Origin of the sequence: Paracoccus sp. pheM1, from assembly GCF_018499825.1 — a bacterium.
Lineage (GTDB): Bacteria > Pseudomonadota > Alphaproteobacteria > Rhodobacterales > Rhodobacteraceae > Paracoccus > Paracoccus versutus.
In genome coordinates, this window is sequence record NZ_JAGXCX010000001.1 from 1,477,383 (window position 1) to 1,490,489 (window position 13,107).

12 protein-coding genes and 1 pseudogene are annotated in these 13,107 nt (G+C 61.2%); 6 read left to right on the top strand and 7 right to left on the bottom strand.

All coding sequences use genetic code 11. The features are described 5' to 3' along the window. Positions 1-167: 167 nt before the first annotated feature. From KF941_RS07450 to KF941_RS07465, 5 genes and pseudogenes are all read right to left on the bottom strand, one after another. Entirely contained in the window at positions 168-524 is a 357-nt protein-coding gene (locus KF941_RS07450) for a hypothetical protein (RefSeq protein ID WP_214273003.1), read from the bottom strand. Between the two features lie 106 nt (positions 525-630). Next, positions 631-762 (bottom strand): annotated as a pseudogene (locus KF941_RS27910) (AEC family transporter); the annotation flags it as partial. After that, positions 713-1,021: an alcohol dehydrogenase catalytic domain-containing protein gene (locus KF941_RS07455; RefSeq protein WP_346428993.1), complete on the bottom strand. Its 309-nt coding sequence runs from the start codon at positions 1,019-1,021 to the stop codon at positions 713-715. The gene KF941_RS07455 and the pseudogene KF941_RS27910, both read right to left, overlap by 50 nt. Before the next feature lie 85 nt (positions 1,022-1,106). Further along, positions 1,107-2,306, bottom strand: a complete 1,200-nt coding sequence (locus KF941_RS07460; protein ID WP_214273004.1) for a crosslink repair DNA glycosylase YcaQ family protein — start codon at positions 2,304-2,306, stop codon at positions 1,107-1,109. Positions 2,307-2,313: 7 nt separating this feature from the next. Next, positions 2,314-2,763 carry a DCC1-like thiol-disulfide oxidoreductase family protein gene (locus KF941_RS07465; RefSeq protein ID WP_214273005.1) on the bottom strand — a complete coding sequence of 150 codons (450 nt, stop codon included), beginning with the start codon at positions 2,761-2,763 and terminating at the stop codon, positions 2,314-2,316. A 366-nt stretch (positions 2,764-3,129) separates the two neighbouring features. Between KF941_RS07465 and KF941_RS07470 the strand changes: the two genes are divergently transcribed. The 6 genes from KF941_RS07470 to KF941_RS07495 all read left to right on the top strand — a co-directional run bounded on the left by KF941_RS07470 (position 3,130) and on the right by KF941_RS07495 (position 10,383). Next, positions 3,130-3,315 (top strand): hypothetical protein, encoded by a 186-nt coding sequence (locus KF941_RS07470; RefSeq protein WP_214273006.1) that lies wholly within the window; start codon positions 3,130-3,132, stop codon positions 3,313-3,315. A gap of 627 nt (positions 3,316-3,942) precedes the next feature. Beyond that, the gene (locus tag KF941_RS07475) at positions 3,943-4,740 is read left to right on the top strand and encodes a hypothetical protein (RefSeq protein ID WP_214273007.1); all 798 of its coding nucleotides are present in this window, start codon (positions 3,943-3,945) and stop codon (positions 4,738-4,740) included. After that, positions 4,625-5,545: a hypothetical protein gene (locus tag KF941_RS07480; protein WP_214273008.1), complete on the top strand. Its 921-nt coding sequence runs from the start codon at positions 4,625-4,627 to the stop codon at positions 5,543-5,545. The genes KF941_RS07475 and KF941_RS07480 overlap by 116 nt, the downstream gene beginning before the upstream one ends. A gap of 535 nt (positions 5,546-6,080) precedes the next feature. Then, positions 6,081-6,536 carry a hypothetical protein gene (locus KF941_RS07485; RefSeq protein ID WP_214273009.1) on the top strand — a complete coding sequence of 152 codons (456 nt, stop codon included), beginning with the start codon at positions 6,081-6,083 and terminating at the stop codon, positions 6,534-6,536. After that, positions 6,536-9,601, top strand: coding sequence for an N-6 DNA methylase (locus tag KF941_RS07490; protein ID WP_214273010.1), 3,066 nt, complete (start codon positions 6,536-6,538; stop codon positions 9,599-9,601). Before KF941_RS07485 ends, KF941_RS07490 begins: the two co-directional genes overlap by 1 nt. Then, positions 9,598-10,383 carry a hypothetical protein gene (locus KF941_RS07495; RefSeq protein WP_214273011.1) on the top strand — a complete coding sequence of 262 codons (786 nt, stop codon included), beginning with the start codon at positions 9,598-9,600 and terminating at the stop codon, positions 10,381-10,383. The genes KF941_RS07490 and KF941_RS07495 overlap by 4 nt, the downstream gene beginning before the upstream one ends. 195 nt (positions 10,384-10,578) lie before the next feature. Here the strand turns inward: KF941_RS07495 and KF941_RS07500 are convergent, their stop codons facing one another. Together KF941_RS07500 and KF941_RS07505 are read right to left on the bottom strand one after the other, a co-directional pair. After that, positions 10,579-11,427, bottom strand: a complete 849-nt coding sequence (locus KF941_RS07500; protein WP_214273012.1) for an HNH endonuclease — start codon at positions 11,425-11,427, stop codon at positions 10,579-10,581. Further along, positions 11,427-12,980: an AAA family ATPase gene (locus KF941_RS07505; RefSeq protein ID WP_214273013.1), complete on the bottom strand. Its 1,554-nt coding sequence runs from the start codon at positions 12,978-12,980 to the stop codon at positions 11,427-11,429. The genes KF941_RS07500 and KF941_RS07505 overlap by 1 nt, the downstream gene beginning before the upstream one ends. Between the last annotated feature and the right edge of the window lie 127 nt (positions 12,981-13,107).

Consider the following 13,107-nt stretch of genomic DNA (forward strand, 5'->3'; position numbering starts at 1 on the left):
GTGCCGGGTGCGACGGGCCGAGACCGACGAGGGTTGGTTCATCGGCGATGCCGTTCCCCTTGCACCGGAGGCACGAGGTCCGGCAGCACCAGCCGTCGGGTTTTCTCATGGGCGCGGCTGATCGTGGGGTGCCACATCAAATGATGACCATTCGCGGGGGCCTTCCCTCAGCATCGCCCCTGCGCGTTGAGTTGCTCATAGTGGGCGGCCAGTTCTCGCTGCGCTTCCTGCAAGGCGGACTGCTCTCCGGCGCGCCGTAGCTGGCGCCTGTACCGGTTGACGATCACGTTTCCGTCCTGCTCCGACAGGTTCCGAAGCGTGCATTCCGCGTCGGGGCCCAGAGTGCCCAATATCCCGAAAAGCTCTTCCTTTTCAGCCCACTCCCCAGTGCCTGCGCCGCCTTTATATCTATGGTTGGTCGTATTCGCCCAACCGGGGACATGATTGAAGTCCTGCGCATATGACCCGAATACGCAGGCAACGACGATAGCGAGAGCTCCGGCGGTGAGTCGACCTGTCATCATCTCATACCTTTCCTCGATGTTCTGCCGGCATCCGCTCGACAGCCGGCAGGATGAGGACCCCGCCCTTCACATCATTCCTCAACAGCACACCATCATCCAGCACCGATCAGACAAACCACAGCACCACCGGGATCGTGGCAGTGGAGAGCAGGGTCTGCGAGGTGACGATGCCGGCCATCAGCGTCGCGTCACCGCCCAGCTGGCGGGTCAGGATATACGAGGTCGGTGCGGTCGGGATGAAGCGTGCCGGCCCATTCGCTGCGCACCTGATGCAGGTCGGAATGGCAGATGCCGCAATAGAGGATCTCGATCCGCACGTCATGCGGGCCGGGCGCGCGGCGGGTGATCTCCATGCGCGAGACCGGCTGGTCGGCGGCGGGGGCGCCATAAGCGAGAATGGTCATGTCGGATCTCCTTTGGTGCAAGATTTGTCCGAGGTCGCGGATCATGCAAGGGTTTCGATGCGTAGCGGATGGGTGTCGCGCAGCGAACTTCATTGCCGAAAAATTGTTGATTCCGACAGTCTTAACGATTGTCCGGGCGTTCAATTCAGCTCTGCAGCTGCGCAGAGAAGACCGCGATTCACCCTCGCAGCCAGCCGGGTGCGTAGTGGATCTCGTCCACGCCGGCCAGGGGTGCGATGCGCTCCAGTTCGGCCATGAGGGCGGCGAGACGCGCCCGGCCCATGCGCACGCCCGGCTCGGGCCAGAAGGCACGGACGACAAGTGCTCCATTCTCGCGCTTGGCATCCAGCCGCCCGATCACCCGGTCGCCCTGCATGACCGGAAAGACGTAATAGCCGTATTGGCGCCGCTCGGCGGGGACGAAGATCTCGATGCGGTAGCGGAAGCCGAACAGCCGCTCGGCCCGTGCCCGGTCGCGCAAAGCCGGATCGAAGGGCGACAGCAGCCGGACGCGCGAGGTCGGCTCGGGCAGCGCGGCGACCATCTCTAGCAGCGCGGGCGTCGAGAAGCTGCGGCGGATCGAGCCATCGGCCATTTCTACGCCGATTTCCACGATCCGGCCCGCCGCCAGCGCCTCGGCGCACCACAGCTTCGCCTCGTCGCGGCTGGCGATGGCGAAGAAACCGGCCAATTCGCCGCTGGTGGCGAAGCCCAGCCGCTCCAGCGCCGCCGTCATGGCCCAGTCGATGATCTCGGCGTCGTCCAGCCGCGCATTCAGGTGCTCGGCCGGGATCACCCGCTCGGCCAGGTCGTAGACCTTGCGAAAGCCCAGGCGGTGCCGGATCGCCAGCCGGCCCGAGCGCCACAGATATTCCAGCGCGGTCTTGGACGGGTGCCAATCCCACCAGCCGCCCGAGCCCTTGGGTTCGTCCCCACCCAGATCCGAGGCGCTGGCCGGGCCGTGATCGGCGATATGGCGCAGCACCCCGTCGATTTCCGCATCCCAGCCCTCGCGCCGCCATTTCGGCCAGCGGCGGCGCATATGCGCCTGATCGCGGGCGAATTTCAGCCGCCACATCGGGTAGAAGCGCATCGGGATCACGGCGGCGTCATGGGTCCAGTGTTCGAAGGCCGCGCGGTGGCGGGCGACCAGGCCCTCCAGCGCCTGCGGCTTGTAGCGCCCGCGCCGCGACCACAGGATCAGGTCATGCGCGCGGGCCAGCGTGTTGACGCTGTCCACCTGCACGAAGCCGAGATCATCCAGCACGCCGGACAGGTCCGCGCCCTTTCCCGGTCCAGAGCCGGGCCGCAAGAGCAGGTGGCGGTCCAGAAACAGCCGGCGAGCAGCGCGGTTCTTCAGCAGGGCGCGGATGGTCATCGCCCCCTCAGCGCAGCAATCTGCGCTGAAACTCCGGATCCGGCAGGGCGCACATGTCCGCCCTGCCGAACAGGCGGTAACGGTTGCGCGCGAAGCGCCGGTAAAGCCAGTTGCGCAGCCCTCGCGGCAGGATCCGCAGCGGCGCGGCCAGCCTGCCGGGACCGCCGAGCCGCCGCCCGGCATGGATCACCGCGTCGCAATCGGAATGCGCGACGCCCTTCTCGATGAAGAGCCAGCTCGGCGGATCCTCCGCCTCCAGCCCGTAATGGCGCAGCAGCGCCACCCCCAGCGGCGACTGAACCGGGCATATCCGCACCGTGCCCGAGCAATCAAGGCGGTGGATCATCCGCGCGCCCCAGCTGCACAGCGCGCATTCCCCGTCCATGACGGCCAGCGGCGCGGCATCGTCGAATCCCGGCACCAGCGGGTCGTCGCGAAAGGAATAGGGCGCGGTCATGCCGCCAGTATCGAAGGGTGCCGCCGGTTGGGCAAGATCAATCGGCGGAAAGGGGATCGGGCCATCGGAAAACCGGACTGCATTCCGGCGCGTGATCGGATGTCAGGGTGGCGTGGCGCGCAGCCACAACCGGCGTGCGAAACGGCAGACGGACGTGGAGGCCGAACTGCCGGAAGACGATGCTTTCGGTGTCCTCGGCCCGATCGCAGAGGCGCAAACCGGGGATCAGCCCTCGGGGATCAAATCGAAGCTTCGCTGTCCCGGCTTCCGCCGCGCCAGAGATTCATCCTGGCCGCCCGGTTCGGGCTGGGCTTTGACGCGCCGCTGACGTCCCGGACTCTCATGGCAAAGGCCAACGAAATCGGGATGGACGGCACACGCAGCATTGCGCGCCGGACCACGCATCTCAGGCTGTCGAAAGAGGCGGCCAGGCTCAATGTCGAAGAAATTGCTATCGTGCTCGACATCTCGACGAAGCAGGTTAGCAGGGACATGGTCGCGGCCTATAAGAACATCCGGAATGACCTAAACGATTGGCGGGCAGTAGGATAGCGTGCTCGGCTAACCAACCCACTGCACGATGGATGAATGTCGCTGATGGGCTCCAAGCAACAAGCCGCAGCACAGCAACCGGGAGATTTGGCTCCCTCAGCAGTCTCGCTTCCCAGGTCAGGCGAGGTCGGCCCTAACCGGTCATCCGCGGGCTGGTAGAATGTTGCGATGCAGATTCACCAGACCGGCCATTTGTGCAATGTGCAGCATTTCCGCTGGGCGGACGATGGCAGAGCGGGACCTTCGGACCTTCGCTGAGTGTGCAGCGTGATATGTCCGGAGCGGCGGCAATGAGCAGGGAGCTGCAGATCGTGGCGCCGCTAATGTCCGAGCGAGATATCACCTCCGCGAGATCCGCGAGCGATAGCACGGAGTGCTCGGAACGTAAGCTGTAAACGTACAAAAGCATGACGCGGATGCCGCTCGCGTGTGGCGCGGGCTATCTTGTGTCCGCTGATGGAACAGCGAACTGCTGGGCTAAGTAGATTCTTCGGCCCCATTGGGGGCATCTCCAGAAAGGCAGACTGCAGAAACCAGAGGGTAAAAATCATCCCCATCAGTTAATGGGTGTGCTACTCTTTCGTCATCTAAGGACGCCCACATCTCCCTCATTTGCAGCCCCAGCCCATGTTCCGTCTCCAATTCGCTTCCGCCCTTACGGCCGTATTTACCGCTATCGTCGGCTTCTACGTCACGACCGTGGTGGAAGAGATCCGCTCCGGCGTGGCGTTGGTCTACGACGTGGAGCGCACGGACGAGACCTCCCGGCTCTCGATCTACAACGCGTCGCGCTCCGCCAGCGTGACGGAACTTCCGATCGGCATGAGCTGCGTGAACGACGTCGAGAACGCTGACTGCTTCCGGCCGGACGCTCCAAGGCTCCCTGAATACCATGTGCCCATAAAGGGTGAGATACTGAGGCCTCTGGTTGATGCAAGCACTGTGGATTTCGAGGTGTCCCTGCTGCCTGGCGCTCGTGTGAGCTACAGCGTCGGAAGCGACCCCGGTAACAAGACCGGCCTGCTCTTCAAGACTTTCCCGCAGCGCCCTGCCGACCCACCGGCCCCCCCGCCGAAAACCGGACTTTATGCCATAGCCGATGCACTGGCCGACCCGTCGGAAGCGCCTCCGACCCCGGTCTTCCTCGATGCCAGAACGATCACCGGCTTCCTCGTGCAGCACTATTTCAGCGTGATCGCTTGGGCGATGGTTGTCTCCTGCCTGCTTCTAGCCATCTTCGCGCTGATCGTCGCGGGCCGGGCAACCCTATCCCTAATCTGGTCAAAGGAGCCTGACAATGAGAGGCAGCTTGTTTGTCTTGATCTTGTATATCGCGCTGCCCCTGCCGAGCCTCGCGCAGGAGGAGGTGAAGGTCTCGGTGGTCCGGGCCGACAAACCGGGGACGGCGGTGGCCTCCCGGATTGACATCTACCGCGGCGGCACGAAGATTGCGGAGCCTGACTACAGGATCGTCGGTGACACGGCCCATCACTTCATGATCGAGGCCTGCAACGAAGACATCACCTTCAAAGTCGCCCTCATCTCCCGCCAGTACGAGTACGAGGACAAGTTCTACCCCTGTGACACGCCGGAGGTGCAGATTCCGGCGAGAATGTACACCTATATCGCCTTCCTCGACCGGAAATACGATGGTCAGGCTTGGTGGACGCAGGATCCAGTGGACCCACTCGACGGCGGCATGACGGCCGATATAGGCGGCATCCAAGTAGTCTACGCGGACCAAATCGAGGTCGCGCTCGCAGCGCCCGAAAGTGTCTTCTCGGCGCTGGGAGAGCTCGGCGAGAACAACCAGTTGGCGCTCCTCGACGCGCTGGATCGGGGCGATTTCGGCGCCGCGTCGTTTTATGCGAATGAGAACGCTGCGCTGGCGCTGCAAGCAGGCGACACTTTGCTCTCCACGCGCTATGGGCTGCTCAGCTACGACGCGGGCTTCCGCAGCATGGGTGTCGACCCTTTAGTGGCCGAACTGCCTCTCGTTGCCAACGACGCGGCGCGTGACATCTACGTCATGACGCCCGAAGGCGAGCAACTGATGCAGCAGTACCACCTTCAGATGGGTCGCCCGGCCCCGACCACCTGGAACAACACTACAACACGCTATCTCATGATGCATAGTGCGACAGATTCCAAGCAAGACGGCCTCAAGCAGTTGCGGTCCACGGAAGAACTGCGCGCCTTTCAGATCAATGAGCTCCTAGACAGAATGTAACGTCTGGCGGCATCTCGCACTGAGTTGTTTCAGGTAACTGCGGCCTCACGGGACGCTTGCAGGATGCGAAAGCTGTAGCTCCCTTCGAGATGGCTGTTACGAATTCGGGCCGATGACCGGTTCGGCTGCATATGCAGCATCGTAGCCCATCTGTCCGTTCAGCCTGGGCTCTTCTCGTCGATCTGCCGGTGTTGGTGACGGGAACGACGGCGCCAGTCAGCCTCTGACCCGCGCGTTCGGCCCTTAACAGCCGGTGGGCATCACAGCGGTGCCGTGGTGCGGCGTCCCAAACCGGTCGCTTAGGCATGGTGCAGCGAATGGTGCCGAGCAATGCTCGCGATGCGGGGCAAAGAAATCCATCATATCGCACGTGCTAAGGCTCGCCGAGATGGCGTGTCCCAGGGTTCAACGCTCGACCTTTCGACCACTTAGATGGGCCGGTCGTCTTCAGCGGGCAATGGTTTACTCGTCAGAATGGGCGTGATACCCATTCGGTAGACGGTGGGCGTCATCGCTCAGCTGTTAGGGGTCCGGGATGCGACTTGTAGGATCAAAAGAAGCACAGGCCGTGACCGGCCTGTCAGCGAATCAGCTGCGGGAATGGGCCGGTCGGCGCGGTCTCGTCGCACCAGACGTTCCGGCATCCGGTAAGGGAAGCCAGGCGCGGTTTTCTTGGCAAACCTTGGTCGTCTTGAGAATCGCTGGAGCCCTGAAGGCCGATCTGCATGTGGAGTTGGGCGCGCACCGCGCGCTCTTCAAGGAATTGCAGGAGCGTCTCGCGGGCCAGCCGTTTCACGCGGTCAGTAACCTCGTCGTGGTGATAATCGGCGGTCAACGGGCGTCGCTTCGCCGGACCTCTGACCTGATTGAAGCCGTCGATGCACCCGTCGTTCTGGTTAAGCTAGCACCGCATCTGGCAGCTGTCATGCATGGCTTCGGCATTCCCGAACCGATAGCCCAACTCCCGCTGTTTCCGGCTGTCGGCCTGTAATGACGCCGACTCTCGCTCACGACCTCGACCGACCTCTGGGCACCCTGCTGAACAAGCTTGGGTACACGCCGGCTTCCGGCTGGATCTCGGCGGGGGCTTTCGACACTCTCACGACCCACCGCTTCGCCCTACAGCAGGCTCGGCTGGAGATGAACGCTGTCGGCGCCTTTTGTCTGATGCGCGCCGGGGAGGCGGGTGCGCAGTTCTCGACCCCGCTCGTCTACGTGGCGACCGCATCGTCCGTGACTCAGGCGCAGGAACTCCATCGCAGGGTCTGGAGCCAAGGCCTTGCACCCTTCCTGCTCATTGCGACGCCGGACGCCATCCTCCTGTGCCCCGGGTTCTCCTACGCGCAGAAGGACTGGGGGCAACTCGTCAAATCCTTCGGTTGGTCCGCAGTCGAGACACTTCCGGATTCGCCGATCACCGTCGTCGCCGAACCATCATCTGCTGAGCTTTGGGATCTGAGAGCGACGCGATTGCGAACCTCCCTATTTTGGCGGGACCACGCAATTGACGTCGACGGTCGGGTGGACCGGAGACTCCTGGACAGCTTGGAGGCGCTCAGCGAGGTCCTCACGCGCGGCGGACGGGTGTCCGAAGCCCTGTCGCCGGCGGCGGCGAATAGTCTGATCGGACGGTTCCTCTACGTTTTCTTCCTGGCCGACCGCGGGATCATCAACCAAGATTGGGTCCGGTCGCGAGGCCATGTCGAGATCGATCTGACCGACCAGCAAATCGACTGGCCGGTCGCCGCGACCTGGACGCTTTTCGACGACCTTGACTCGATCTTCAACGGTAGCATCTTCCCGCTCGGTACAGCCGAACGGGAAGAGATTGACGACAGTCACGTAAATCTCGTCCGCCGTGTGATGAAACACGGGGCCGAACCGCTTCACTCGGGCGGAGTTCAGCTCAGCTTCCTCGACTTCTATCTTGGCGCCCTGCGCACCGAGACCCTATCGTCGGTATATGAACAGTTCTTGGAGAATCTACAGGCTGGCGAGCGTCGCACGTCGGGCGCCTTCTACACGCCGCCCTTCCTTGTCGATTTCATGCTGGACCGGCTGGAGGAGACCAAACCGCTTCTCGACGGCACGGCCGTCCTTGATCCCGCCGCTGGCTCCGGCGTGTTTCTGGTTGGAGCCTACCGCCGGATCGTCGAACGCGCACGATGGACCAGTGCGGAATTTCGACTGGAGCTTGACGATCTTCGAGGGCTGCTGACCCGCAACATTTTCGGCGTTGAGCGCAATCGTGACGCCTGTCACGTCGCTGCGTTCAGCCTGTATCTGACCATGCTTGACTATGTCGACCCGCGCGACCTCAGCAGGGTCGCCCAGGGGCATGCGCAGGAGAAGCTGTTTCCCGCCCTCCTAGGCAGCAATCTCCTAGCATGCGATTTCTTCTCTCAGGACGTGCAGCTAACCCACCTGCCGGATGATATCCACTGCATCGTCGGCAATCCGCCCTGGCAGAAGGTCGGCAGGCTCAAATCTCCCGATGGCGAGCGCTGGCGTGATGATAACGCCGCCAACGCTCCGATCGGCTTCGACCAAGCGGCGGAACTCTTCATTTGGAAGGCGTTGCAGCGCCACCTGCATCCCGACGGCGTCTTAGCGTTTCTCATACCCACCAAGTCCTTCATCAATCCGACGTCGTGGACGTTCAGGCGAACGCTGGCTCAGCGTCATGCGATCGTGGGAGCCGCCAACTTCGCCCATCTGCGGCACAGGCTCTTCGCGAACGCCAAACATGCAGCGATGGCTGTGTTCCTGCGCGCCCGGGAGCCCCGGCCGACGGATCAAACCTGGGTTTTCTCACCGCTGTCAACCGGCCAGCCGCTGGCGCGGAAGCAACGCCCTTGGACCATCATTTTCGACCGTGCTGATGTCGCCTTCGTCAGGCATGACCAGATCGCCCGCAATCCCCGGGGCTGGTTCGACGCCTTCATCCTGAGACCCGTCGACCACCAGATCCGGCAGCTGCTGGAGGACCGGGTCCTTACAGGAGAGATCGCGACACTTGAGGGGCTCTGCAAAGTGCTAGGCGCGGGCATCCGGCGCGGAGGCAATCCCGCCGAGACCGGGCTTGATGCGCGCTTCCTCGTCGATGCGCCAAATGAGGACATCATAGAGGATGATCGTCAGCTAGACCTTCTGGGGTTCCACAGGGACACTGAACTCCCACAGATGCTGCCTGCGGAACAGTGGCGCAATGTTCGGGCCTCGTATCAGAACCGCTTCGGCGGCCGGGTGTTGCTGATCCCACGGAATCTGAAAAACATACGGGTGATAGACAAGCCGCTCGCCTTCACCTCCAGCACCACGGCTCTGTTCTACGACAAGCCGGCCGAAAAGGTTACCGAGCGCGAGATGGCGCTGCTGAAAGCGATGGGCCGCTATCTCAGGTCCCGCACAGCCCTCTACTTGGTGGCGGTGACCGGACGCAGATGGTTGATCGATCGCCGAAACATAGAGCCGGAGGATCTTAAGGCTCTTCCGACGCCTATCACCGCGCTGGACGATAAGCGGATCGACGGAATCCTCGCTGCATCTGGGGAAGACTTGGATTCTTATCTGCTCGAATGCCTGGGCCTGAGCGGAGACCTGAAACGCGCCATCAAGGAGTTTCTCAACTTCCGCATGGGGTTCCGGGATGGAGATGTGCCAGCCGACGCGTTCTCCCTGCCAACCCAAGCAGGGATCAGCGACTATATCGACGTCGTCAGCCGGACGCTCGACGGGCTCATCGGGCGAGAGAGGGCTTTCGAAGTGTCGACGCATGCGGACGCCTCCTTGGGTGTGGCTGCTGTCAGTGCTCGCTTCAATCCACCGGGGCTGACGCCCACTCGAACGGATCAATCCGACCTGTGTCACGATGCCCTGATGTCTTACGCCGCGTCTGCGGCCAACAGTTTCACTGATAGCCTGGCGATCGCCTACGCAGAAGAGGAGAGCAGCGTGACCGTGGTGAAGCCACTGGAGCATTTCCGTTGGACCATCGACAGCGCTTTTGCCGATAGCCGCCAGATCATGAATGCCTTCGTGGGAGGTGGCTCTTGAGCGGCTTGACGTCCGCGCCGTCAGCGATGACGCCTTTGCCAGAGCTCCTGACAGGATACGGGTTCAGCGCGGCGAAGGCAGAACTCTGGGCGCATTTCATCGAGGCAGCAGTGGCCATCCTCCATGAGGCGGCCGACGAACTGAGAACGCCGGATGCTTGGGCCGCCTTTGGCCTGAAGAGAGGGGCTCTTGGCGCGCCGAAGACTCGGAGACGAAGAAAGGTTGTCGAGCGCGTTCCGCTCGAAGACGCCCTCACTACCGAACTCGGCCATATTACGCGGCGTCTCCGCGCAACCCTTCCTGCCGGGCATTTCCTCCGGCTCCATGACGTCGCCTTCGAGGTCGAACACCATATTCTCAGCAGCGACCGAGCCGGTAGGCACTCGCGTAAGGTCGATTTCCTGATCTATTCCCAGATCGGTATAGACGCTCCGGAGCTGGCCATAGAAGCTAAACCGTTGCTGTCGCTCGGCGACGTTACCGGACGATATCTCGGCGAGGAGGGGATCGGATGCTTCTTCACCCCGGACTCGACCTATTCGACCCGCCCCGTGGCGGCGATGCTGGCCTATACGGTGGACAGCAGCGGCCAATCGTATGGTCCCCAGATCCGGTCCGCGCTGGCCGCGTTCGCGCCAACACCGCTCAGTCTGGACGAGGCGATGCTCAGCACGGGAAGCGGCTTTGCCTGCTCGCGACACGACAGGACGACCCTGAATCTGGATCCGGTCGCCATCCTGCATTTCGAGCTGGTGTTTGCGCCTGAGGCTACGCCAATGTGAGCTTCGACGTTCTCAAGTAAGCGGCTAGGGGCACCAGCCAGAGTTTCTTATGGGGCCAGGCTGTCATCGCGAGTGATGAAGGTATGAAGGCATCAGGCTTACGAGTGGAAATACACGTACGAAAATACACGTAACGTAGATCCTTTTAACCCTCCAAATAATGCCTGAAGCGCGGGGCGTACTACTCGTGTAGTTTCAAACGGCCGGTAGAAATCCCCCGCCGCAGAACCACGCACTTCCGTGCCATGCCCGGTACGCCGCCGCCCTCCACCCGTTGGGCCTTGCGTCGGCACAGCTTAATGCCCGCCGTTCCAGTTCATCCTTGACTGCGTCTTCTGGGTCCGCCTCGTGCAGCATCGCGAGCTGGTGGCGAATGTTCAAAAGCTCTTCGGCTGCTTCCGACGCGAACAGCGCCGCCAGCCCGAGCATTCGGAAGTGGTTCCGGGCGCGTTCGGCTAGGACCTCGCTCCAACCAATGGGAGGAATAACCGTGAACCTGAGTGCCGTCGGGCGGACCTCCACGACCCTAGCATGAAGCCAGATTTCATCACCTAAATCATCATAATAGGGATGGAGAGTCACCTCCTCCGCCCTTATCGGGAGCGCGTCGAGTTTAGCTTTGTTACAGTCCGAGCATGCTGGGACCAGATTTAACGGTGCCACGGCGAGCGACGGAAAATGGGCCTTGGGAAGGTGGTGATCAAGCGTCGCTACAGAGCGCTGCATGCAGTACGGGCATCGACCCAATGGCGCTGAGGCGAAGATCTCATCGTAGATGTCGCGCCCCGGCGCGCCAATCTTGGCCATCCGTTGAGTATAGACCTTTCCCATTTCATCGATGCTGATGTCAGGCGCGACAATATCGTGGCGAGCAATCTCGTGCAGCCGCCCGCTACGCGCTGCGCGGTCAAATCGGGCCGATGCGGTGGTGACGGTTTGCGTCGCGTCTGCCAATCGCGCTGCAAGGCCGCCATTGCGAACCCGACTGATGCACCTAACAAAGGTCGACTGAGCTGAATGAGTTGGTTTCTCAAGCGACCACATCAAAGATCCTCATCGTCTAAATCTTCGCGCGCGGCCAAAAGCGCCTGAACGATCGCGCGTGCCTCATCACCAAGCTCACCACTAAAGCGACGCACAACACGATTATAATTTGGAAGCTCCGCGACTGCATCTCGAAGCATTTTATGAAAGCCAGACTGAGTCACCTCCAGCCCGAATACTTCCCGCGTCAGCAGCCCGACGTTCTCACCGAAAGTCTGTATCTCTGGACGATCTGCCACCGCACGCGTGCCGGCACGCCTGATCATCCAGACGCAGCTTGTTGGTACTTCTTGCAAAACCACGGGAGAGTGTGTCGCTATCAAAGCGACACCGTTGCGATTGATTAGGAGGTCCGACAGTGCGCGAACGAATGCTGAAAGAAGAGGCGGATGAAGATGAGCTTCGGGCTCGTCAAGCAACACAAGGGTCTTCTCCTCGACTGCCTCCACTAGCCGCGTAATCGTCAAAAGCACGATTTTGTGTCCGGAGCTCAGTTTCTTGAAAAGGGCGCGCGCCTCGCTCTTTACCTCGTCAATATCGATACCGCTGCGAGCAAGCGATGATACCTTCGCATCCCGAAAAATCGGGTCCGCTTGCAGCATCTCCAATGCGCGTTGCCACCTCGCTACCTTAGCGCCTTGGCGGCAGATCAGAACGCTGCTGACAAAATCGCCGGACAGCGCATCAGGGCTTTTAGGCGGCTTCGCTTTACCGTCCTTATCCTTACCGACGTGCTTCAGACCAATATAGGCGTAGCGAACGCCTTCCGATTTATCTTGGCGCGAGGGTAGCGGCTCGAACGGATCGAACGCGCTGAAGGTCACCGACACGAGGCTTGTGAAGAGATCCTCATCGAAATCGTCTAACTCAGCTGAGAATGCGCCGACCTCCTGCGGATCTGCATCATTGTCGACAATTGCTCTCGCCATGTCATTTAGAAGAGTCGTCTTGCCTACACCGTTGCGGCCAATCAGAACATGGACATTCGTTGGGGGGTTGGACTCCGGCGAGACGCTGAATGTCAGGGTCAGGGGGTCTATACGCCGCGACCGCCTACGGGCGGTGTAGGTAAATTCATAGCTGGTAAGACGCACGCCACCGAGGGCCATGCGATGGAACTGTCCCGTTACTGTCGACCTATCGACGGACCGCAGCAAAGATGTTCCAGTGACCTTCTCGTTGAGCGCACGCTCGAAAAGCTGTGGATCGAATGCAACATCGCGCAGGCCACGCAATATGCGATCACGTGTCGCCCCGCCAAGTCGATTCAGGTGATCATAATAGCTGTCGTCTTGTCCAAGTGAAAAAAAGCGTTCATCCAGAAAGTCGAAGTATTCCGGTAGATCTGCCCTACGCTGGCCTTCTTCCATGCCAAACTGGCCGATCTTTATCCCACCGACCGAATGGCGCTCGCCATCCTCGTCAAAAATTACAAGCGAATAGAGCGTGGAGAACTTGAACCAATCGTCCCAGTTGTCTGTAAGCAGATATGCCTTGTTCTCTGCCTGAGCTGGCGGTCGCGTGCCATGTGCAAGAATACGAAAATAGGGCATCTAGCCGTCGATGCTGATCAACAATGGCTTGTCCGAGGCATAGTGCGAGAAACTCCTAACCGAGCTGATTTCCAAAGACGAATCCCTCCAAAAAGGTTGGCCTGCGACATCAACATATCCAACGTGT

Coding starts and splice junctions, on each gene's coding strand:
- KF941_RS07450 (WP_214273003.1), bottom strand. CDS start 524: ATGATGACAGGTCGACTCACCGCCGGAGCTCTCGCTATCGTCGTTGCC.
- KF941_RS07455 (WP_346428993.1), bottom strand. CDS start 1,021: ATGAAGTTCGCTGCGCGACACCCATCCGCTACGCATCGAAACCCTTGC.
- KF941_RS07460 (WP_214273004.1), bottom strand. CDS start 2,306: ATGACCATCCGCGCCCTGCTGAAGAACCGCGCTGCTCGCCGGCTGTTT.
- KF941_RS07465 (WP_214273005.1), bottom strand. CDS start 2,763: ATGACCGCGCCCTATTCCTTTCGCGACGACCCGCTGGTGCCGGGATTC.
- KF941_RS07470 (WP_214273006.1), top strand. CDS start 3,130: ATGGACGGCACACGCAGCATTGCGCGCCGGACCACGCATCTCAGGCTG.
- KF941_RS07475 (WP_214273007.1), top strand. CDS start 3,943: ATGTTCCGTCTCCAATTCGCTTCCGCCCTTACGGCCGTATTTACCGCT.
- KF941_RS07485 (WP_214273009.1), top strand. CDS start 6,081: ATGCGACTTGTAGGATCAAAAGAAGCACAGGCCGTGACCGGCCTGTCA.
- KF941_RS07490 (WP_214273010.1), top strand. CDS start 6,536: ATGACGCCGACTCTCGCTCACGACCTCGACCGACCTCTGGGCACCCTG.
- KF941_RS07500 (WP_214273012.1), bottom strand. CDS start 11,427: ATGTGGTCGCTTGAGAAACCAACTCATTCAGCTCAGTCGACCTTTGTT.
- KF941_RS07505 (WP_214273013.1), bottom strand. CDS start 12,980: ATGCCCTATTTTCGTATTCTTGCACATGGCACGCGACCGCCAGCTCAG.